Genomic DNA, 21,841 nt, shown 5'->3' with positions numbered 1-21,841 from the left:
CTCCTTTGGGCTAGAGATAGAGCTTATTCTTCATCATCATATTGGCTGTAATACTCAGGAGAAAGATTACTAAATCGAGTATATTGACCTTCAAAAGCAAGACGAACTGAACCAATTGGACCGTTACGCTGCTTACCAATAATAATTTCTGCAGTGCCGGCTTCTTTTGACTCTTTGTTATAAACCTCATCACGGTAAATAAACATAATTAAGTCGGCATCCTGCTCGATCGCTCCAGATTCACGTAAGTCGGACATTACAGGGCGTTTATTTGGACGGTTTTCCAGACTTCGGTTAAGCTGGGAAAGTGCGATAACAGGACATTGCATTTCTTTCGCTAACGCTTTTAAGCTACGTGAAATTTCCGAGATCTCGCCTACACGGTTATCACCCATGCCTGGGACTTTCATGAGCTGCAAGTAATCGACCATGATACAACCGATTTTACCATCATGCATTTTGGCAACACGACGAGCACGGGCACGGAGTTCAGTTGGAGGTAGGGCAGATGAGTCATCAATATACAGATGCATTTGCTGAAGCTGCAAAATTGTACCAGTCACTTTGGTCCATTCATCTGCATCGAGGTTACCAGAGCGTAAATGTCCTTGATGGACTTTACCCATTGCGGAAATAAGACGCATCGCAATCGAGTCTGCTGGCATCTCCATTGAAAAGACCAGAGCAGGTAACTTGTTATATTGCAAAACACTCTCAACCAGATTCATGGCAAAAGTAGTTTTACCCATCGATGGACGTGCAGCAACAATAATTAAGTCACCAGGTTGCATACCAGATGTTTTATTATCAAGTTCTAAGAAGCCAGTCGTTAAACCTGTAATATTGCCATCTAATTTTGAAAGCTCATCAAGCTTACTAATTACGTCTGCGGTAACAGAACTAATAGATTTTGGACCAGCATCTTTTTTATTGTTATTGTGCTGTTCTGCTAATGAGAAAATACTTGTTTCAGCTAAGTCTAAAATTTCACTAACACCGCGGCCTTTGGTGTCATAAGCATTTTGTAAAATTTCAGTACTAACTTTAATCATGCTACGAAGCGTAGAAAATTCTTTAATTTTAGTAGCATAAGTTTCTAAGTTATAGAAACTTGAAGGTGAGTCAGCCATGAGCTGCATTAAATATTCTTCGCCACCGATAGCATCAAGTAAATTTTGTTTTAAGAGCCAGTCACTTACTAAGACAGCATCATAGGGTGAGTTTTCTTGTGCTAATTTCTCGATTGCACGAAAAATATATTTATGGCGAGTCGCGTAAAAATCATTTTCTTTGAGTACATCGTTAACTTGTTCGAAAGATTCGGCAACTGTCATCAGGGCAGCTAGAACAGCCTGTTCAATAGCTAAATTGTGTGGGGGAGTGCGAAACTCTTTAAGTTGGCCTGATTCACTCGTTTTATTTTCTGTTGGAGATGAAAGCGCTAAAGAAGTGGCATTCGCCTGAGACATAATTAGACCTGATGATAAAGAAAGGTGTACACAAAGAGGCTATAAAGCCGAGAACTATCTTAAAACAAAATTAAATAAACTACCTAATTAAAAAACCAATTAAACTGAAGAACTGATCAGGAATTAATATATCTTATTTTAAAATTTGAAACATAAAAAAAGAGCATGCAAAAGCATGCTCTTTTTTTGATGAGAAATTACTCAGATACGATAGTAACGAGAACTTCTGCAACAACATCATGGTGCAATTGGATTGCGATGTTGAATTCACCAGTGTGACGAAGCGCACCATTTGGTAAACGAACTTCTGCACGGTCAACTGTAAGACCAGCATTCGTTAATGCGTCAGCGATGTCACGAGTACCGATAGAACCGAAGAGTTTACCTTCGTCACCAGCTTTAGCAGTGATAACGATGTTAACTTCATTCAATTGTTCAGCACGTGCTTGAGCAGCAGCTAAAACTTCAGCTTCTTGCTTCTCAAGTTCAGCACGACGAGCTTCAAAAGCAGCAGTGTTAGCTTCAGTAGCTGCAACTGCTTTACCTTGAGGGATAAGGAAGTTACGGCCGTAACCAGCTTTAACTGATACTTTATCGCCTAATTTACCAAGGTTCTTAATGCGTTGTAATAAGATAACGTCCACAGATCACCTCACTTATGGTTGTCAGTGTACGGAATCAAAGACAAATAGCGAGCTTGTTTGATAGCAAGTGCTAATTGACGTTGATAACGAGCTTTAGTACCAGTGATACGGCTAGGAACAATCTTGCCGTTTTCAGTGATGTACTGTTTTAAAGTGTCGATATCTTTGTAGTCGATGTACGCAACATTCTCAGCTGTAAAGCGGCAGAACTTGCGACGACGGTAAAAACGTGCCATTGATGTTCTCCTTATTCAGCTTCTTGAGCAACTTGCTGTGCTTCTTCGCGTTGAGCTTTACGCGCACGCTTTTCTTCAGCACTCTTAGCAAGCAATGACTCTTCAGTGATTGCGTGTTCACGACGGATGATAAGGTTACGAATGATCGCGTCGTTATAACGGAATAATTCTTCTAACTCATCAAGCGTAGTTTGACCACATTCAACATTCATAAGAATGTAGTGCGCTTTGTGAATTTTGTTAATTGGGTAAGCCAATTGACGACGGCCCCAATCTTCTAAACGGTGAATTTGACCTTCAGCTTCTTTGATCTGAGAGATATAGCGTTCAACCATACCTACAACTTGATCGCTTTGGTCTGGGTGTACCAAAAGTACGATTTCGTAATGACGCATTGTCAGCTCCTTACGGTTTAAACAGCCCCTAATAAAAAAAATTAGAAGCAAGGAGTCATAACTTAATAAGTTATGTCGCAAAAATTGCGAAGGCTGAATTATAGGTAAAAGTTCGACTAAAAACAAATCTTTTGATCAGAAAAGTAAAACTTCTTTACTATAAAGAGGAAATCCTCTCTTGTTTAAAAGAGAGGAAGATTTGGAGCAGGGGATTGATAGGTAAAGCTAAAGCTCAAACTTAACAGGGTAATTAATATGACCGAGTACAGGAAAAAACGTTTAGCCCACAATTGATCATTTACGGCTTTAAATCCAATAACTGATAAATATAACCAATATGCAGTCAAAGCATTAAAGGTAATTAAAAAGAATACATTGGTATAGCCAAAACAATATAACCCATTTAAAACAGCTGCAAATAATAGGATATAGATTACACATTCAATTTTCGTACGATAAATAGAACGTGCTACAGGCAAAATTGGAATTCCCGCATTTTTGTAATCATCAAAACGATAAATTGCAATTGCCCAAGAGTGAGGCATTTGCCATAAAGCGTATGCTAAAAACAAAAGCAAGGCTGCCACATCAAATTGATGAGTTACTGCTGTATAACCAATAACAGGAGGGCTCGCTCCGGAGATACTACCAATGACGGTTTGATGGATTGAAGTACGTTTGGTCCACAAGCTATAAAAACCGACATAGACAATAAAACCAATCATTGCAAACAAAAATGCATAACCATTTACACCGAACCACAAAATGCTAAAACCAATTACTCCAAGCACTAATGCATATATCAGCGCAACAGTAGGAGAGATTGTTTTTTTAACAAGTGCACGGTTTTGAGTGCGCTGCATCTTTGTATCAATATCTTGATCTATAACATTATTAACCACACAACCAGAAGCCACAACTAAAGTTGTTCCAAGTAGGGTGAGAAGTAATAATAAGATGTCTATAGAGCCTTGGGCGGCTAAGAAAAAGCCGCCCAAGGTGGTAATGAAATTACCGAAGAGAATTCCTGGTTTAGTCAGGAATAGATATTTTCTCAACATGACAATCAGTTTAGATCATCATATTGTAGTGAAGGTAATTCATAATCCACACAGAACCGATTAAAAGTACGGCGATACATAGGATTGTGTAGATGAATGCAATCATATTCCAACGTTGTTCAGATGATGTATTCATGTGTAGGAAGTACACAAGTTGTACAAGAACCTGAGCAACCGCAGTGATTGCAATCACTGTAACTAAAAGACCACGACTGAAACCACCCGCCATCACCATCCCGAAAGGGATGATGGTGAGGATAACAGAAAGGATAAATCCAACAGTGTATTGCTTAAAGTTACCGTGTGACGCACCAGCAGCATTATGCTCATGACTACTCATTAGAGAACTCCCAGTAAGTAAACGACGCTGAATACACAGATCCAAACGATGTCAAGGAAGTGCCAGAACAAGCTTAAGCAAGCAAGACGACGTGTATTCGGTAAAGTCAAACCTTTAGTTTTAATTTGATACATTAATACAAGCATCCACACTAAACCAGAAGTTACGTGGATACCGTGTGTACCAACCAAAGTAAAGAACGATGATAAGAATGCACTGTGAGTTGGACCGTGGCCTTCATGTACAAGGTGATGGAATTCATAGACTTCCATTCCAATGAACGATGCACCAAAAAGGAATGTAATAAATAACCAAGTGATAACTTGATTTACATTCTTTTTATAAGATGCAAGTACAGCAAAACCAAAGGTTACCGATGAAATCAATAAGGCAAATGTTTCAGTTAACACGAAGCCTAATGAGTCATGGAATAGGTCATATGCGCTTGGAGTGCCTGCTGGAACATGACTGCTTAATACAGCGAACGCAATGAAGAGTGATCCGAAAAGAATCAAGTCACTCATCAAGTATGTCCAGAAACCAAAAACCGTTAAGTCGGTATCATCATGTTCATGATGACCGTCATGGCCGTGGTTGTCGTGATGAAGTACTTCAGCCATTTCCTTAGTCCTTCTTCAAGTGTTTTTCAAGTAAAGCATAGCGTTCGTTTTCAATACGCTCAACTTCAGCAGCAGGAACGTAGTAGTCAACATTCTTAGTGAATGAGCTTACGATCAAGCTAACAACAGCTGCAACGAATGAAACAACAACGAGCCACCAAATATGCCAGATGAGTGCAAAGCCAAGAAGAGTAATGAACATTGCAATGACAAAACCAGCAGCACGATCAGTCGGCATGTGGATGTCTTCATATTTAGTGTTACGTGCGTATGCTACACCATTTTCTTTGTCAGTCCAGAAACGGTCGATACCGCTTGCATCTGGTTCATGCGCAAAGTTATAGAACGGAGCAGGGGAAGAGGTCGCCCATTCAAGCGTACGAGCATCCCATGGATCGCCAGTAAGGTCCATGTTGTCTTTACGTTGTAAGAAACCAACGATGATTTGCATTAAGAAACATGCAATACCAATCGCAACAAGAACAGCACCAAATAATGCAATCGCAAGGTACGGATCCCATTCAGGGTTGTCATATGTATTCAAACGACGAGTCATACCCATGAAACCAAGGATATAAAGTGGCATGAATGCAAAATAGAAACCGAAGAACCAGAACCAGAACGCAGCTTTACCCCATGCTTCGTTGAGCTTCCAACCAAACATTTTTGGCCAGTAGTAAATGATGCCGGCAAACATACCAAACACCACACCACCAATAATTACGTTATGGAAGTGAGCGATCAAGAATAATGAGTTGTGTACCAAGAAGTCCGCAGGTGGAACAGCCATAAGTACACCAGTTAAACCACCGATACCGAATGTTACAAGGAAGCCAAGCGTCCATAACATTGGAGTAGTAAAGGTGATGCGACCTTTATACATAGTGAATAACCAAGAGAAGATTTTCACACCAGTAGGAATCGCAATAACCATGGTCATGATACCGAAGAACGCGTTAACGTTCGCACCAGCACCCATGGTGAAGAAGTGGTGAAGCCATACAACGAACGCAAGAACAGTAATCGCGATAGTTGCATACACCATTGACTTGTAACCGAACAACGCTTTACGAGAGAAGGTTGCAACGATTTCTGAGTATAGACCAAATGCTGGTAATACCAAGATATATACTTCAGGGTGACCCCATGTCCAGATCAAGTTCACATAAAGCATTGGGCTACCGCCAAGCTCATTTGTGAAGAAATGGAAGCCGAAGTAACGGTCAAGAGTAAGCATTGCAAGAGTACCTGTTAATACAGGGAATGATGCAATGATTAATACAGCCGTACAAAGTGAAGTCCATGTGAAAATAGGCATGTCCATTAATTTCATGCCAGGCGCACGCATTTTGATGATGGTAACGAAGAAGTTAACACCAGATAAAAGCGTACCTAGACCAGAAACCTGAAGTGCCCAGATATAGTAATCGACACCTACACCAGGAGAATATTGAATGCCAGATAGAGGAGGGTAAGCCATCCAACCAGTCGCAGCAAATTCACCTAATACAAGTGAAAGCATCATTAAACCAGCAGCACCAGCGAATAACCAGAAGCTTAAAGAGTTCAATAATGGGAAAGCAACGTCGCGAGCACCAATCTGTAAAGGTACAGAGATGTTCATCATACCTACAACGAGACCCATTGCTACGAAGAAGATCATGATTACACCGTGTGCGGTGAAGATCTGGTCATAGTGGTCAGGATGTAGATAACCTTCGCCGCCGCCTTTAGCGAGGAAAAGTTGTAAACGCATCATGATCGCATCGGCGAAACCACGCAGAAGCATGACAACAGATACGATGATATACATGATACCAATCTTTTTATGGTCTACCGTAATAAACCACTCATTCCACAAATATCCCCATTTTTTGAAATAGGTGATACCGCCAAGCACTGCAATTGCACCAATTGCCATAAGGACCATGGTGACAAGTACGATTGGCTCTGTCGGGATAGAGTCCCAACCCAGTTTACCAAAAATCATATCCATGTCTTATTCCCCTTGAGCAGCGTGTTCAGCTGCAGCATGAGTGTCAGCTGTTGCGTGTTCAGCAGAGTGGTCAACACCATGATAGTTACTCATATAGTGGTTGATAATTGTTTCAAACAATTTAGGCTCAACAGTAGAGTAATAAGTCACAGGGTGTGGCTTAGTCGGGAACGGTTTCATAGCTTCAGCTTCAGCAACTGCTTTTTCATCACCAGCAGCTTTAGCACGATTTACTAAATGCTCGATCTGATGCTTAGAACGGTTACCATCACGTAAGGTTGCCAATTCAGCTTGGTCAAGCGTAGTTTTTTGAACTGCTTCTGGGTTAATGGTTGAACCATTACCTGCTTTAACCGCTGCTACCCATTCGTTGAATTGTTGCTCTGTAACACTATGCGCCTTGAAACGCATTTGAGAGAAACCGTAACCTGAGTAGTTAGAAGAGAAACCACGATATACACCAGTTTCATTTGCTAACAAATGAAGGTGAGTTTGCATACCTGCCATTGCATAAATCTGGCCGCCTAACTGCGGAATGAAGAATGAGTTCATTGTAAAGTTAGAAGTGATTTTAAAGCTTAACGGAGTTTTTTCAGGGAAACGTACTTCGTTAACTGTTGCAATGTTTTGTTCAGGATAAATAAAGATCCACTTAAACTGTTCAGCAATAACTTGAATAGTTAAAGGTGCTTTATCTGATTCTAAAGGACGGTATGGGTCATACTTGTGGGAACCCCACCAAGTTAACCAAGCTAAAATACCAATAATAATGACAGGGATACCCCATACTACAACTTCAATTGCAGTTGAGTGTGCCCATGTAGGTTTATAGTCTGAATCTTTATTTGACGCGCGATATTTCCAACCAAACCATAATGCCATGATGATTGAAGGAATCACCACAAGTAACATTAAATAGATCGCAGTCATCATAAGGTCACTTTGACCTTGACCAACTGGACCTTTAGAGTTTAGAAGTACCATATCACCACCACACCCAGTCAAAAGTGCGGCAAGCGTTGATAAAGACAATACAGCTAAAATCGTTTGTCTCATTTTACAACCTCGGTGAAGAGTCCCATTCCCTAATTAAATATGGGATAGCGATTAAAGTGTCGCATGATTGAGAACGCTAATCCTTAAATTTAGACTTCTCAATTATATGACACCGCTACGTTGTAGGGCATTATGCCTCATATCGACAAACTAAGCTATACATAAAGTAGGCTGAAATAATTGTTTTAAAACCCGATTTTTTTTGTAGGGTATCTAATTTCAATAGAGCTTTTATTTAAATATCAACTCACTATAGAAAAAAGGAGGCAGGGTGCCTCCTCTTTTTTTAGACATTAAATGAATGAGTCATTTACTATCATTTGATCACTTTTGTTCTTGCAATTTTGTCATGTAAAGCTTGTCGCTTTTGTCCTAATGCAAAAGCATAGTCAATAATTGTACTGATCGGCATAAAGAGTAAGTTTAATATGATAAAAACAATACTTCTTAATAAGAAGATGCGAGTTAAATTAACCTTGCTATTGTCCTCAGCATCTACAATTTTAATTCCAACGATTTTCTTACCTATACTCTGACCAAACTTTGTTAAAAGAACGGCTTGAATTGCAAGCATAATTACGACGTAAAGAAGCATTGAATGCCAAGCTTCTATTGGAATTAAAGTAAAAAGTTGCTGTTGCAATTCTGCAGCTTTAGTCGATGCGACTTCGGCAGATTGCATCTGTTTTTGTAACTCGAATAATTGCTTATATTGAGCTTCATTAAAGAAAAAAGAAGGAATTGCAGCGATCGGTAACCAAAGCAATAAATCAATAATTTTTGCTAAAGCCCGAGCCGGAATAGACGCAAGTTCATGAACTTTAGGTTCTACACGAATTTGACGAATAGTTTCATTAGTTGATGTATTCGTATTTATTGTAGGTACAGAATAACCGATAGGTTGATATACAAGTTTACCTTGGGTTAATTCTCCTAAAGCTTTCCATTCTGTCATGCCTTCATGCCAAGCTAAATCAGTTAACAAAATTTGTTGACTAGCCAACATTTGATTTACTTGTTCTAAAGTATAAGGCCCAGCTTGTTGATTATTACGTGCCAAGTAAATTTGCATAAATAAAAATTCTCTATTCTAAAGATGAAAAAAGACCCACGGATGGGCCTTTTTTTATAACATATTAGATTTGCTTGATTTTTTCTTCAGCAAGGAAGAACCATGTATCTAAAACTGAGTCTGGGTTAAGAGAGACAGATTCGATACCTTGTTCCATTAACCATTTTGCAAGATCTGGATGATCTGAAGGACCCTGACCACAGATACCTACATATTTACCTGCTTTACGGCAGGCATGGATTGCCATTGAAAGAAGTGCTTTAACAGCTGCATCACGTTCATCAAATAAGTGTGAAACAATACCTGAGTCACGGTCAAGGCCTAACGTTAACTGAGTTAAGTCATTAGAACCAATAGAGAAACCATCGAAGTGCTCTAAGAATTGCTCAGCCAACAGGGCGTTAGTTGGTAATTCACACATCATGATTACTTTTAAGCCGTTCTCACCACGTTTCAAGCCATTTTGTGCAAGTAATTCAATAACACGTTTCGCTTCAGATACTGTACGTACAAAAGGAATCATGATTTGAATATTGGTGAGACCCATTTCGTCACGAACTTTCTTAAGTGCGCGGCATTCTAATTCAAAACAATCACGGAAGTTATCAGATACATAACGGCTTGCACCACGGAAACCCAGCATCGGGTTTTCTTCTTCAGGCTCGTATAACTTACCACCAATTAAGTTTGCGTATTCGTTTGACTTGAAGTCAGACATACGAACGATAACTGGCTTGTCACCAAATGCAGCAGCAAGAGTTGCAATACCTTCAACCAATTTTTCAACATAGAAATCTACAGGTGAAGCATAACCCGCTGTACGAGTTAAAACCGCAGCACGAGTTTCACGAGGTAGGCTGTCAATGTTGAGTAGGGCTTTTGGATGCACACCGATCATACGGTTAATGATGAACTCAAGACGAGCAAGGCCAATACCTTCGTTTGGAATTTGAGCAAAGTCAAATGCACGGTCAGGGTTACCTACGTTCATCATAATTTTGAACGAAAGCTTAGGCATAGATTCGATTGAGTTGCGTTGAACTTCAAAATCTAAAGCACCTTCGTAAATGAAACCTGTATCACCTTCAGCACAAGAAACAGTTACTTCTTGACCGTCAGTTAATACTTCTGTTGCGTTACCACAACCTACAATCGCTGGTACACCAAGTTCACGTGCAATAATTGCTGCGTGACATGTACGACCACCACGGTTAGTGATAATTGCAGCAGCACGTTTCATTACCGGTTCCCAGTCAGGATCGGTCATATCAGATACAAGAACGTCGCCTTCTTGAACTTTGTCCATTTCTTTAATTGAGTTAACAATACGGACTTTACCAGAACCAATACGTTGACCAATTGAACGACCTTCACAAAGAACAGTACCTCTTTGTTTGAGAAGGTAGCGTTCCATAGTGCCTACATTTTGGCGGCTTTTTACAGTTTCAGGGCGAGCTTGAACAATATAAATTTGACCGTCATCACCGTCTTTTGCCCATTCGATGTCCATTGGCGCACCGTAATGCTGCTCAATGATAAGCGCTTGTTTAGCTAACTCTTGTAACTCATGGTCATTTAAAGCGAATTGTTGGCGATCTTGTTTTTCAACATCAACAACAACAACAGATTTACCCGCGGAACCTTCTTCACCATAAATCATTTTTTGGTGTTTAGAGCCAAGGTTACGACGTAAAACAGAATGTCTTCCTGCATTTAATAATGGTTTAGATAAGTAAAACTCATCTGGGTTAACGGCACCTTGTACAACCATTTCACCTAAACCGTAAGATGCAGTGATAAATACCACATCACGGAAACCAGATTCTGTATCAAGTGTAAACATTACACCCGCAGCGCCAGTTTCAGAACGAACCATACGCTGAACACCCGCTGAAAGTGCAACGATGTCATGATCAAAACCTTGATGCACACGATAAGAAATTGCACGGTCATTATATAAAGAAGCAAATACTTCTTTAATCGCAATAAGTACGTTATCAATACCGCGAATATTCAAGAAAGTTTCTTGTTGACCCGCGAAAGAAGCATCTGGTAAATCTTCAGCAGTTGCAGATGAACGAACGGCAACCGCGATGTCAGGGTTGCCGTTAGAAAGTGCTGTAAAAGCGGCGCGAATTTCTTGTTCTAAGGTTGCAGTGAGTGGAGTCTCTACAATCCATTGACGAATTTTAGCGCCTGTTTCTGCAAGAGCATTTACGTCATCGACGTTGAGTTGAGCAAGTTCTGCTTGAATTCGAGCGTTAAGACCACTTTGGTCTAAGAACTCACGATAGGCAGCAGCAGTAGTTGCAAAGCCACCAGGTACCGATACACCAGCATTTGATAAATGGCTGATCATTTCACCCAAAGATGAGTTTTTCCCACCTACGAGTTCGACATCGTGTTTCCCTAATTTTTCTAGACCGATTACGCGCGCTTCCAAAGTTTTCACTCCACTTTTGCAGTATTAATGTCTATCTTGGCATGAAATTATAAAAATAAAGTGCTTAGTTGAGAATTATACTAAGCGACAGTCATGTAAGATCAGTTTACTATAAAGATTATATAGCACTAAGACAAATGTTTAAGGAGAATTTTAATGTCAGAAAGTAAACAATTTAAGCGGAGTGTTTTTTTTATTTCTGATGGAACTGCAATTACTGCCGAGACTCTTGGACATTCGTTATTAGCACAATTTCCCAATGTAGATTTTGATATTCACATCATGCCGTATATTACAACTGAAGAGGCGGCAATGGATGTGGTGGTTGAGATTAATCGATGCCAAACCAAAGATGGTTGCCTACCTTTAGTATTCGATACTTTAGTCGATCCGCATGTGCGAGAGATTATTAATACGGCTAAAGCGGTTAATCTGGATGTGTTTGAAGGTTTAATTAGTAAACTTGAACAAGAGCTTGGAACACCACCAACAACATTGGTTGGGCAGACTCATGCGGTAACCGATTCTGAATATTATAAAGCCCGTATCGATGCTGTTCATTTTGCGCTTGATAATGATGATGGGGCACGTACTCGTCATTACGATAAAGCGGATTTAATCTTAATTGGAGTTTCCCGTTCGGGTAAAACACCGACTTCTATTTACTTATCTCTTCAATTCGGTATTCGCGTTGCAAACTATCCATTAACTGAAGAAGATTTAGATGATAACCGTTTACCAGCAGTATTAAGAGCTCATCGTAGCAAGTTATTTGGTTTGATGATTGATGCTGAGCGTTTGGTCGCAATTCGTAGTGAACGTAAAGCGAATAGCCGTTATGCAAGTTTTAGCCAATGCCAAATGGAGCTAAGAGCAATTGAAGGGATTTATATTTCAGAAGGCATTAAATATTTAAACGTGACCGAAATGTCGATTGAAGAGATTTCAACTCGTATTTTACAAATGACAGGATTAAAACGTCGTATTGGTTAATTTAATCAATTGTTTATTTTAACCATTCAATTTTTGTATATTAATTTATAGATAAGTTGAATGGTTTTTTTATATATATCACAGAGAAAAATTAAAGTTTTATATATAAAACTAAATATTATTAAATAGTTCTTATTGGTTATAAGCCCGTAGTTATTTTGAAACTCGTTTGTAAATTTAAATAACACTATTGAAAAGAAGTGTATGTTTTTTATTGCACATAAAAATAGTAATTCTTTATTTTTTATAAATATTTTAGAAAATCATTCATGAAAAATCCATAATTTATAAAATGTTAAATAGATCACACTTTTTTAATGTTGTGTGATTGGTTTTTGATTTTAATTATAATTTCCCACCTCGATATGGGACTATCCGATTATCAAAATGCTAAAAAAATGTGTTTTTTCATTGGTATATATCTTGCCTCTTAATTTATATGCTGCTCAAGTAGATGAATTGCGAGAGCAAGCTATTCACACTTACAAAACTGGGCAAACTCAACAAGCAATATTGCAATTAGAACAATTGCTAAATAAGTACCCGCATGACCAAAAATTATTAGCTGATTATTTAGTTGTCATGTCAAGTGAAAAAAGAGATTTATTAACCTTCTCTCAGCATTTAACAAATGTTAATTATGTGAATTTTCCAGAATATGGGCAACTACCATTAATACGTAATTTTCGTGATTTTAAACACTTTAAAGATGCAATTGAGTGGTCGAATAAATTTAATATTCAAAAGACATCTGATGGGCAGATTTTATTAGCGGTTCTATATGCTGAGGCTAAAGACCCTGTAAATGCTAAGGTGCATTTATCAGGTATTAAGAGTAAAAATCTTACAGCTGATCAATTTGTTCAAATTGCTTATGCATATCGACTTATTAATTCCCCTGTAGATGCTTTATCTGCAATCGAGCAAGCTTATCAACAACAACCAAAATCTTTTACGGTTTTGCAAGAATATATTTACGACTTGGCGGCTGTAGGCGCTTATAAAAAAGCTCAGCAGTTGCTGCTTGCCAGCGATAAAAATGTGCAAACAGAATCGTTACAACACTGGTTAAAAGTCAGCGAGTTTTCTCAACGTGTAAATAACGCAATTACTCGCTATAAATATTTGAATCGGGAAGGCATGTCGGATAGTGAAGGCTTTGCTGAGCTTGATGCTGTGTTGAAACAAGGTGAGCAAATACAGCCTTTGATTCAACCGTCAGACCCTAATTATTTAAGATTTCATTATGACTATTTGTATGCTTTGGACTTTCGTGGGCGCAGCCGTACGGTATTAGATGAATTTACTAAATTAAATGTACCGTTAGAAAAGTTACCGGCTTATGTTCGTCATGCGATTGCTGATAGTTATTTAGCTGAAAGACAACCTAAGCAGGCTGAACTCGCGTTTAAAACCTTACTTACCGAAAAAAACTACTCAGATATGACGGTATATACGGGGCTTTATTATTCTTATATTGAACAAGAAAAATATAAGCAAGCTGAACAACTTTTAAGTGAGGTTGATCGTTTAATCCCTACGTATAAATATAGCCAAGCCAAGGGAGTAGATAAATCAAGCCATCCTGATCGTGATGATTATATTGCTTTACAAGGCATGCATTTAGCTTATGCAAATCATTTGGATAAATCAGAAAAGCATTTTCAAAAACAAGTAGATCTTGCACCTGCTAATGAAGGTTTAATTAACAACCTTGCTCGTGTTGAGCGCTGGAGAGATAAACCGTTACAGGCAAAGCAAACAATTGCTCGTTTAAATGGTTTAACACCCGTTGCTAAAGATACGCGTATTAACCAAATGCAAAATGCTCAGGCTTTAGGAGATATTCCTGAGTGGCGCAAAAGTACAGAAAATCTTTTGCAATATTATCCTGAAGATAGTGGTGTAATTAAAAGTCGAAAAGAGTTGGATGATCGTGATAGAGCAACCATCTCGCACTCTACAACTTGGGGCCATAGTAAAGCAGAAAATAGCGATTCTGTGAGTGGGCAAAATGGCTTAAAAGATCGAGAAATGGAAACTCGTGTTAATAGCCCTTGGATTAAAGATAATTATCGTCTATTTGCTTGGCATCAAGATCGTTACGGTGAATACCGTTTTGGTGATGTGCATGACCAACGTTACGGTGTTGGTGCTGAGTGGCAAGCAAACCGTAAGGCATTGTCGGCAATTTTGTCGCAAAGTACAGATGGTGGCCAAGCAGGTGTTCGTCTTGATTGGTCGCAATGGTTAAACGACCACTGGCAATATCAATTGCAATATGACAGTCAGGCTAATATTCCATTACAAGCAATTGATGCTGGTGAGGATGGACAAGCTTACCGTGCTGCTTTGACATGGCAAAAAGATGAGTCACGCCAAATTGGAGCGAGCTATGGCTTAACCGATATAAGTGACGGTAATAAACAACAAGAATTTTCTACTTTTTGGCGTGAGCGATTATTTGATGCGCCTCACCATATTACTTACGGAACCGTTCGTGGATTTTATGGCAGCAATAGCCAAGATCAGACTGCTTACTTTAGCCCAAGCAATCATTACAGTGCCGAGTTGAATTTAAGCCATGACTGGGTCACTTGGCGAGAGTACGAACGCTCATTTAAACAACATTTTGAAGCTGGAGTAGGGCTATATAAACAAGCAGATTACTCCGCTCGACCAACATATTCTTTGCAATATCAACATCAATGGCAGCTCTCGCGGACTTGGCAACTTAATTATGGAATTGGTTGGCAATACCATCCATATGATGGTCATGATGAACAACATACCTACGGTATTTTCGGATTTGAAGGGCGTTTTTAATGAATAATATGATGTCAAAAATGTTGAGCTGTGTGTTTGCCTCAACATTATTACCCGTACAATTTGCCTATGCCCGCATTGAGACTGAACTACCAAAAAATCATACGGTTTCGTTAACTTTTCATGATGTGCGAGATGACGTGCTTAAGGAAGGGGACCATGATGTTTATGCGATTCAGACCAATAATCTGGCACAGTTTCTCGATTGGCTTAGCCAGTCGGACTGGAAACCGATTCGTCTAAAAGACATTGAAGAGGCGCGTAAGCAAGGTAAAGAATTACCTCATAACTCTATTTTACTGACCTTTGATGATGGTGCTTTAAGTAGTTATAGCCGAGTATTTCCTTTGCTGAAGCAATATCAGATTCCAGCAGTTTTTGCTCTTCCAACAAGTTGGTTAAATGGTAATACAAAAGCGGGTTATGAAGCCTATGGCCAAGGTAACTTAGTGAACTGGGCTCAAGTTCGTGAAATGCAAGCATCTGGGTTAGCCGAGTTTGCAAGCCATAGCGATGATTTACATCATGGGGTACTAGCCAATCCTCAAGGCAATGAGCAACCGGCTGCGACTTCTTATGCATATTTAAAATCGCAATCACGTTATGAAACCGATGCGGAATATCAACAGCGCATTTTGCAGGATTTAAAAAAATCTTATGCAGTTTTAAAAAAAGAAGTAGGGGTTAATCCTAAAGCAATTATTTGGCCTTATGGTGCCGTGAATGAACAGTTAGAAAAGCTAGCACAACAGGCGGGTTTCCAGTTTTCATTCAGTTTGGGACGTGATGGTATGAATCGCGTGAGTGACTCAACTTTTAAGCGTAGCTTAGTCATTGATAACCCTACAGCCGAACAACTGACAGAAGGCATGTTAAATATTCTGAATTTCGAAGAGTCAGATTTATTTAAGCAATCGCGTCATTTTGTGAGTATGGATTTAAAGCACTTAGCAGCGCAACAAAACTCTCAGACTGATGAAAAATTAGGGCAGTTGTTATCAAAACTGTATAGCTTAAAAAACAATGCTTTAATCTTAAAGCCTTTAGAAGACAAAGATGGAGATGGGCAATATGATGTTGCCTATTTCCCTACAGATAAAATGTCTGTTCAACAAAATATTTTAAACCGTAGTTTATGGCAGGCTCAAACTCGCGCAGGTCAATCTGTAATATTAGAATTACCTGCTTATCCGCGAAAAGATAGACCATTTTTAACTATAGATTTGGCTAAAGATATTGCGCGTTTTAACAGTAATTTAAGTGGTGTTCAGCTTAATGCAGGATCATCTTTAAATTGCGCAATGCAAAAAATAACCGTGCAAGAAAGCAGTTGCATTGAACAATCAAAACAGCTGGAACAACTGAGTGAACTGACTAAAGAAGCGGTCAAACCTTATTTAAATATGAGTAATCAGGCACAGTTTAGTTTATTGCTTACACCTGATTTAGATCATGTGGAAAATCTACCTGAGCTTATCAAAACGCTTTTAATGCAACATGACTTAGTCAATTTGAAGTTTGATGTGATTGGTAAGAAAAAACAATTTAATCAGTTGTTAACGCTCTTAAATACACTTGATCAAAATGATAAGCAAAGAATAATGCTGACTTTAGTATTACCAGAAAATTCGCAACAAAATGCTTGGGAAGATGTTCAGCAAGGACTCTTTTCTATTCAGCGAGTAGGAATCCAGAAATTCGGTATTGATGGCTATGACTTTGAAAAATCAAAAGATGTTCATCAATATTTATATAATCCGCTTAGTCTGAATGCTAGCCCTGTGATGTATCAGCCTTTTGCTGGATTGGTAGAGGGGAAAAAGTAATGAGGGTATTACTCGATATTCTGTTTGCTTTTGCCTTTTTATATCCCTTACTGATGGCTTGGACATGGATGGTAGGGGGACTTTGGTTTTTCTTTAAAAGAGAATACCGCGAACAAGCGCTTCCTGAACCGACAGGTGAAGGATGCAGTATCATCATTCCGTGTTTTAACGAAGAAGCGCAAGTACGCCAAACAATTCGTTATGCGTTACAAACCAAATATCCGAATTTTGAAGTCATTGCTGTTAATGATGGAAGTAGTGATAGGACCGCCGAAATTCTAGATGAATTGTCAGCGCAAGATTCACGACTTCGGGTTGTACACTTAGCAGAAAATCAGGGTAAGGCCGTAGCTTTAAGATCGGGAGTACTGGTTAGTAAATACGAATATCTTGTTTGTATTGATGGCGATGCGTTGTTGCATCCGCATGCGGTACTTTGGTTAATGCAACCTTTTATTAACTTCCCGCGAATTGGTGCTGTAACTGGTAATCCTCGAATTTTAAACCGATCTAGTATTTTAGGAAAATTACAAGTTGGTGAGTTTTCTTCGATTATTGGTTTGATTAAACGTGCACAACGTACATATGGTCGTATTTTTACCGTATCTGGTGTGATTGCAGCATTTCGTAAAACTGCACTCGCTCGAGTCGGGTTTTGGTCAGACGATAAAATTACCGAAGATATTGATATTTCATGGAAGTTACAGCTAGACCATTGGGATATTCAGTATATTCCACAAGCGCTTTGTTACATCTATATGCCTGAGACATTTAAAGGTCTATGGAAACAGCGTCTTCGCTGGGCGCAAGGTGGGGTAGAGGTTCTTATAGAATATATTCCACAAATGTTCAAACTGCGTGTTCGAAGAATGTGGCCGGTCATGATTGAGGCGCTAGTCAGTATTATCTGGTCTTATGTGATGATCATGATCTTCACGCTATTTTTTGTTGGATTATTTGTTGAACTGCCTCAGCAATGGCAGATCAAAACGCTTATGCCGCAGTGGTACGGTGTAATACTAGGCGGAACATGTTTGATCCAGTTTTTAGTGAGTTTGTGGATTGATCATCGTTATGACCGAGGGCGTTTTTTTAGAAATTACTTTTGGGTGATTTGGTACCCGTTATTTTTCTGGCTACTGACTTTGTTCACGAGTGTCGTTGCGGTACCAAAAACTTTATTTAACACAAAAAAACGTGCCCGTTGGGTAAGTCCAGATCGAGGCTTCCGTGGAGATAACCCATGAAACTTGAGGAAAATAAGGATATAGAGACTTTAGATATCCCTGAATATATTGATCAGCCAGAATATGTCAAAAATAAAACAGCAAACTATACATTACAAACCATTGGCTGGATTTGTTTAATGTGGTTGCTTTTCCCGTTGGTTTCACTGTTTTTATGGGTTTTTGAAGGTCACTTAATTTATGATTACGTCTGGATAGACCACTTATCAGAAGTTAAGACCTTATTACATTTAGCATTAATGATCGGAATTAGCGCGCTTATTTTAATTTTATGGGCAAGTTATAACTGGATTAGGTTTAGTGGTGAGGACCGACGTGCTAAGGCACCTAATAGTTCTGTAGAATTATTAGCGGCCCAATTTTCAGTTACTTCCGACATGCTAAATGATTTGCAAGAAAAACAGCGCATCATTTTGCACTACGATGATCATGGTAATTTGCAAAAATATGAGTAAATAAAAAAGCATGGCCTAAAACCATGCTTTTTTTTACTTTTATGGTATTGCTCTGATAATAATATCAACGGGTTGTTCTATACCATCCATGCTGTGAATAGATCTATTGGTAATTTTAACAATTGGCCATGTTTGCAATTTACAGTTGGGTTTCTGAAGTGCTGCATAATAACTGTCGGATTTAAAAAATACTTTTTTGGTGGTTGCAGTATTGGGAGTCAAAAGACGCTTAAGCCATGGTTCGTTTACTTGGGTTTCTAGAAAACGTAATGCCAGAATGCTTTTAACACGATTGTTAAATAACCTGCGGTTTTTGATAATAAGTGGGTGAGTAATTAACTTATGTGTACCCATCTGACTATGGGGCAAAATAAAATGAGGGGTGATTTGGAAGACAGTCACAAATTTTGCTTGCTGGCAGATTTTTTCAAGATGAGTCACGCTATCTTGATTTGTACCAATAATCGCGACAGATGAATGTGAAAAGTCAAACTCTTTAATTGATGTTGAGGAAATCACTTGACCAGTAAAATCTTCGAAATCTTGAGAGATATTCTGAAAAATTACTGATTTTGAAGTGTTATTTTTAATATTAATACTCATTTTCCAAAAGTCCTTTTGGTTTTTTAAATCATGATGTTTTTATCGTTTTAATATAAATAACCAAGCAGGAAGTTGGGGTAAAGTCTTTTCAGATAGATGGTCATCCCATACTCAAAATCAATTCAAGTATGGGAGCTTAAAGTAGAGTTTAATGTTCTGTTTTTACATTCATGAGTTGTGTAAAGCTTTCTAAACGTTTAGCTGTATCGTATACATCGCATGTAAAAATAAATTCATCAACATCATACGTCGCTAATAACTTTTGTAAGCCAGAGCGAACAGTTTCTACAGAACCAATTTGCGCCATTGCATAGAAGTTTTCGACAGAAAGTTGTTCTGCTGTATTCCATAATCCCTGCATTGATTCAACTGGTGGTTTCAGCTTCAAGCTTTCACCACGGATTAAACCTAATACGCGTTGGTAGGCACTTGTTGCTAGAAACTGTGCTTCTTCATCTGTATCGGCTACAACAACAGGTACACCCATTGAAACATATGGCTTATCTAGATACTCAGAAGGTTCAAAGTTCTCTCGATAGAGTTGAATTGCTTGACCTAACATACGTGGTGCAAAATGTGATGCAAATGAGTAGGGAAGTCCAAGTTTTGCCGCGAGTTGTGCACTAAATAGGCTAGATCCAAGTAACCAAACAGGAACATGGGTGCTTTGCCCTGGTGTTGCAATAATTTTTTGTCCTGCTTGAGGTACATCGAAATATTTTAAGATTTCGACAACATCTCGAGGAAACTGATCTTCTGTTTCTTGATGACCACGGCGTAAAGCTCGCATGGTGAGTTGATCTGTACCGGGAGCACGGCCTAAACCAAGTTCAATACGATTTGGATATAAAGTAGCAAGCGTCCCGAATTGTTCTGCGACAACTAAAGGGGCATGGTTAGGAAGCATAATTCCGCCTGAACCTAAGCGAATATGCTCTGTATGTGCTGCAATAAAACCGAGTAAGACAGCGGTAGCTGAACTTGCGATACCATCCATGTTGTGATGTTCAGCAAGCCAGAAACGTTCATAACCTAGTTTTTCTGCATGTTGTGCCAATTCTAATGCGTGACGTAATGAGAATTCGATGGTTTTATCATTACGAATAGGAGCAAGTTCCAAAATAGAGAACTTGGTATCTTGAAGTGATCGCATGCGATATTCTCGAATAAGGGTATATCGAAATAATACGATATATAGGGTGCGATGTATATCGTTTTTTTTCGATATTAAATTTTATCTATCAATAAAAAAGCACCCGAAGGTGCTCTTTTGATTTATCTGTGAATTAGCGGTTTTTGTACCAACCACGGTGTAAGCCATTGTCATGGCGACGGCTACCGCCTTTATAATAACGACGGTCACCATCGTAATATCTACGGTCATCACGATCGTAACGTCCGCGGTCATAACGGTCATCGTAGTTACGATCTTCAGCAACTTTACGACCTAATGCAGAACCACCAGCGGCACCTACTGCTGCACCGATGTATCCACCGTTGGTACCGCCCATATTTTTGCCGACTGTATAACCAGCACCACCACCTAAAGCACCACCAATTGCAGCTTCTGTACGATTACGACGATCACTTGCTGCTGCTGCGCCACCAGCACCACCTAAAGCAGCACCGATTGTTGCGCCTGAGGTACCACCAATACTTTTACCGATTGCAGTACCCACTACACTACCTAAAGCAGAGGTTGCAGCAACACGTGTGCCATTGTCCGCATGTGCAACTGTTACCATAGAAGATGTTGCAATTAATGCACTAGCCAACCAAATATTCATTTTCATCGTAGAACTCCATGTCCTTTTTTACTGGAAGGACAGTTATCTTTATCTTGGGGTAAATGTAATAAAAAATTTCGTGATAATTATGGAGATGCCAAACGGAGATACGAGTGTTTTGTGTCGGTTTGTAGTGTTTGTATTAATTTGTGGATAAACCATGAGCATACGGAATATGAGCGTATAGCTTCATCACAATAAAAAAGCACCCGAAGGTGCTTAAATATGTGTTTGTCAAATTTGATTAGTGATGACGACGGTGTTTTTTCTTCCAGTGTTTAGAAGATTTAGTTGTATAGCGGTCTTTAGAAATTTTATTACCTAAAGCAGAACCACCCGCAGCACCTAAAGCAGCACCGACATAACCACCATTTGTACCGCCCATGCTTTTACCAACGGTATAACCAGCACCACCACCTAAAGCACCGCCAATCGCTGATTCAGTACGGTTACGACGATCGCTTGCAACAGCTGCACCACCAGCACCACCTAAAGCAGCACCGATTGTTGCGCCAGATGTACCGCCCATGCTTTTACCAATTGCAGTACCTGCTACGCTACCTAAAGCAGAAGCGGCTGCTACATGTGTCGTATTGTCAGCATGTGCCACAGTAACCATTGAAGTTGCTAGAACAGCGCTGCATAACCAAGCATTTAATTTCATTTTTGACTCCGTGTCCCTAGTTGCAGGACCCTATATCTTTTGTTACGGCAAATGTAACAAAACACTTCTTTTCAAATATGGAGAACCATCTTTTGATTATTGCAGTTT

At 39.2% G+C, this 21,841-nt stretch carries 20 protein-coding genes; 5 read left to right on the top strand and 15 right to left on the bottom strand.

The window, feature by feature from the left end:
• Positions 1 to 23: 23 nt before the first annotated feature.
• The 11 genes from dnaB to ppsA form a co-directional block, all read right to left on the bottom strand.
• Positions 24 to 1,469: a replicative DNA helicase gene (gene dnaB / locus MKL51_RS17020; protein WP_002119718.1), complete on the bottom strand. Its 1,446-nt coding sequence runs from the start codon at positions 1,467 to 1,469 to the stop codon at positions 24 to 26.
• Between the two features lie 197 nt (positions 1,470 to 1,666).
• A complete protein-coding gene (gene rplI, locus MKL51_RS17015; RefSeq protein WP_000382591.1) occupies positions 1,667 to 2,113 on the bottom strand; it encodes a 50S ribosomal protein L9 in 447 nt (148 codons plus the stop codon).
• An 8-nt stretch (positions 2,114 to 2,121) separates the two neighbouring features.
• Complete coding sequence (gene rpsR / locus MKL51_RS17010) at positions 2,122 to 2,349, bottom strand: 30S ribosomal protein S18 (RefSeq protein ID WP_000090661.1); 228 nt, start codon at positions 2,347 to 2,349, stop codon at positions 2,122 to 2,124.
• A gap of 11 nt (positions 2,350 to 2,360) precedes the next feature.
• Positions 2,361 to 2,744 (bottom strand): 30S ribosomal protein S6, encoded by a 384-nt coding sequence (gene rpsF, locus MKL51_RS17005; RefSeq protein WP_002119610.1) that lies wholly within the window; start codon positions 2,742 to 2,744, stop codon positions 2,361 to 2,363.
• A gap of 182 nt (positions 2,745 to 2,926) precedes the next feature.
• Positions 2,927 to 3,805 (bottom strand): heme o synthase, encoded by an 879-nt coding sequence (gene cyoE, locus MKL51_RS17000; RefSeq protein WP_005073589.1) that lies wholly within the window; start codon positions 3,803 to 3,805, stop codon positions 2,927 to 2,929.
• Positions 3,806 to 3,815: 10 nt separating this feature from the next.
• Positions 3,816 to 4,145 carry a cytochrome o ubiquinol oxidase subunit IV gene (locus tag MKL51_RS16995; protein WP_000094534.1) on the bottom strand — a complete coding sequence of 110 codons (330 nt, stop codon included), beginning with the start codon at positions 4,143 to 4,145 and terminating at the stop codon, positions 3,816 to 3,818.
• Positions 4,145 to 4,765, bottom strand: a complete 621-nt coding sequence (cyoC, locus tag MKL51_RS16990) for a cytochrome o ubiquinol oxidase subunit III (protein WP_002119759.1) — start codon at positions 4,763 to 4,765, stop codon at positions 4,145 to 4,147. The genes MKL51_RS16995 and cyoC overlap by 1 nt, the downstream gene beginning before the upstream one ends.
• A 4-nt stretch (positions 4,766 to 4,769) precedes the next feature.
• A complete protein-coding gene (cyoB, locus tag MKL51_RS16985) occupies positions 4,770 to 6,761 on the bottom strand; it encodes a cytochrome o ubiquinol oxidase subunit I (RefSeq protein ID WP_005068497.1) in 1,992 nt (663 codons plus the stop codon).
• A 3-nt stretch (positions 6,762 to 6,764) separates the two neighbouring features.
• Positions 6,765 to 7,817 carry a ubiquinol oxidase subunit II gene (gene cyoA, locus MKL51_RS16980; RefSeq protein WP_270904366.1) on the bottom strand — a complete coding sequence of 351 codons (1,053 nt, stop codon included), beginning with the start codon at positions 7,815 to 7,817 and terminating at the stop codon, positions 6,765 to 6,767.
• A 316-nt stretch (positions 7,818 to 8,133) separates the two neighbouring features.
• Complete coding sequence (locus MKL51_RS16975) at positions 8,134 to 8,889, bottom strand: RDD family protein (protein WP_002119677.1); 756 nt, start codon at positions 8,887 to 8,889, stop codon at positions 8,134 to 8,136.
• Positions 8,890 to 8,953: 64 nt separating this feature from the next.
• Positions 8,954 to 11,341 (bottom strand): phosphoenolpyruvate synthase, encoded by a 2,388-nt coding sequence (ppsA, locus tag MKL51_RS16970; RefSeq protein ID WP_005803576.1) that lies wholly within the window; start codon positions 11,339 to 11,341, stop codon positions 8,954 to 8,956.
• A 147-nt stretch (positions 11,342 to 11,488) separates the two neighbouring features.
• Here ppsA and ppsR point away from each other — a divergent pair, with 147 nt between their 5' ends.
• From ppsR to pgaD, 5 genes are all read left to right on the top strand, one after another.
• Positions 11,489 to 12,325 (top strand): posphoenolpyruvate synthetase regulatory kinase/phosphorylase PpsR, encoded by an 837-nt coding sequence (gene ppsR / locus MKL51_RS16965; RefSeq protein ID WP_002119749.1) that lies wholly within the window; start codon positions 11,489 to 11,491, stop codon positions 12,323 to 12,325.
• A gap of 387 nt (positions 12,326 to 12,712) precedes the next feature.
• Positions 12,713 to 15,151, top strand: coding sequence for a poly-beta-1,6 N-acetyl-D-glucosamine export porin PgaA (gene pgaA / locus MKL51_RS16960; protein WP_032005413.1), 2,439 nt, complete (start codon positions 12,713 to 12,715; stop codon positions 15,149 to 15,151).
• Complete coding sequence (gene pgaB / locus MKL51_RS16955; protein WP_270904365.1) at positions 15,151 to 16,977, top strand: poly-beta-1,6-N-acetyl-D-glucosamine N-deacetylase PgaB; 1,827 nt, start codon at positions 15,151 to 15,153, stop codon at positions 16,975 to 16,977. Before pgaA ends, pgaB begins: the two co-directional genes overlap by 1 nt.
• Positions 16,977 to 18,224: a poly-beta-1,6-N-acetyl-D-glucosamine synthase gene (gene pgaC, locus MKL51_RS16950; protein ID WP_032005419.1), complete on the top strand. Its 1,248-nt coding sequence runs from the start codon at positions 16,977 to 16,979 to the stop codon at positions 18,222 to 18,224. The genes pgaB and pgaC overlap by 1 nt, the downstream gene beginning before the upstream one ends.
• On the top strand, positions 18,221 to 18,679 hold the full coding sequence (pgaD, locus tag MKL51_RS16945; RefSeq protein WP_017480835.1) for a poly-beta-1,6-N-acetyl-D-glucosamine biosynthesis protein PgaD: 459 nt from the start codon (positions 18,221 to 18,223) through the stop codon (positions 18,677 to 18,679). Before pgaC ends, pgaD begins: the two co-directional genes overlap by 4 nt.
• Before the next feature lie 39 nt (positions 18,680 to 18,718).
• Here the strand turns inward: pgaD and MKL51_RS16940 are convergent, their stop codons facing one another.
• The 4 genes from MKL51_RS16940 to MKL51_RS16925 form a co-directional block, all read right to left on the bottom strand.
• Positions 18,719 to 19,282, bottom strand: a complete 564-nt coding sequence (locus MKL51_RS16940) for a hypothetical protein (RefSeq protein ID WP_032004706.1) — start codon at positions 19,280 to 19,282, stop codon at positions 18,719 to 18,721.
• Positions 19,283 to 19,430: 148 nt separating this feature from the next.
• Entirely contained in the window at positions 19,431 to 20,435 is a 1,005-nt protein-coding gene (locus tag MKL51_RS16935; protein WP_017480837.1) for an LLM class flavin-dependent oxidoreductase, read from the bottom strand.
• A 133-nt stretch (positions 20,436 to 20,568) separates the two neighbouring features.
• Complete coding sequence (locus tag MKL51_RS16930) at positions 20,569 to 21,075, bottom strand: hypothetical protein (protein ID WP_017480838.1); 507 nt, start codon at positions 21,073 to 21,075, stop codon at positions 20,569 to 20,571.
• Positions 21,076 to 21,313: 238 nt separating this feature from the next.
• On the bottom strand, positions 21,314 to 21,733 hold the full coding sequence (locus MKL51_RS16925) for a glycine zipper domain-containing protein (RefSeq protein ID WP_017398518.1): 420 nt from the start codon (positions 21,731 to 21,733) through the stop codon (positions 21,314 to 21,316).
• Between the last annotated feature and the right edge of the window lie 108 nt (positions 21,734 to 21,841).

Origin of the sequence: Acinetobacter sp. AOR18_HL (assembly GCF_027855145.1) — a bacterium.
Classification (GTDB): Bacteria; Pseudomonadota; Gammaproteobacteria; order Pseudomonadales; family Moraxellaceae; genus Acinetobacter; species Acinetobacter pittii.
This window is presented reverse-complemented; position numbering and strand designations above follow the sequence as displayed.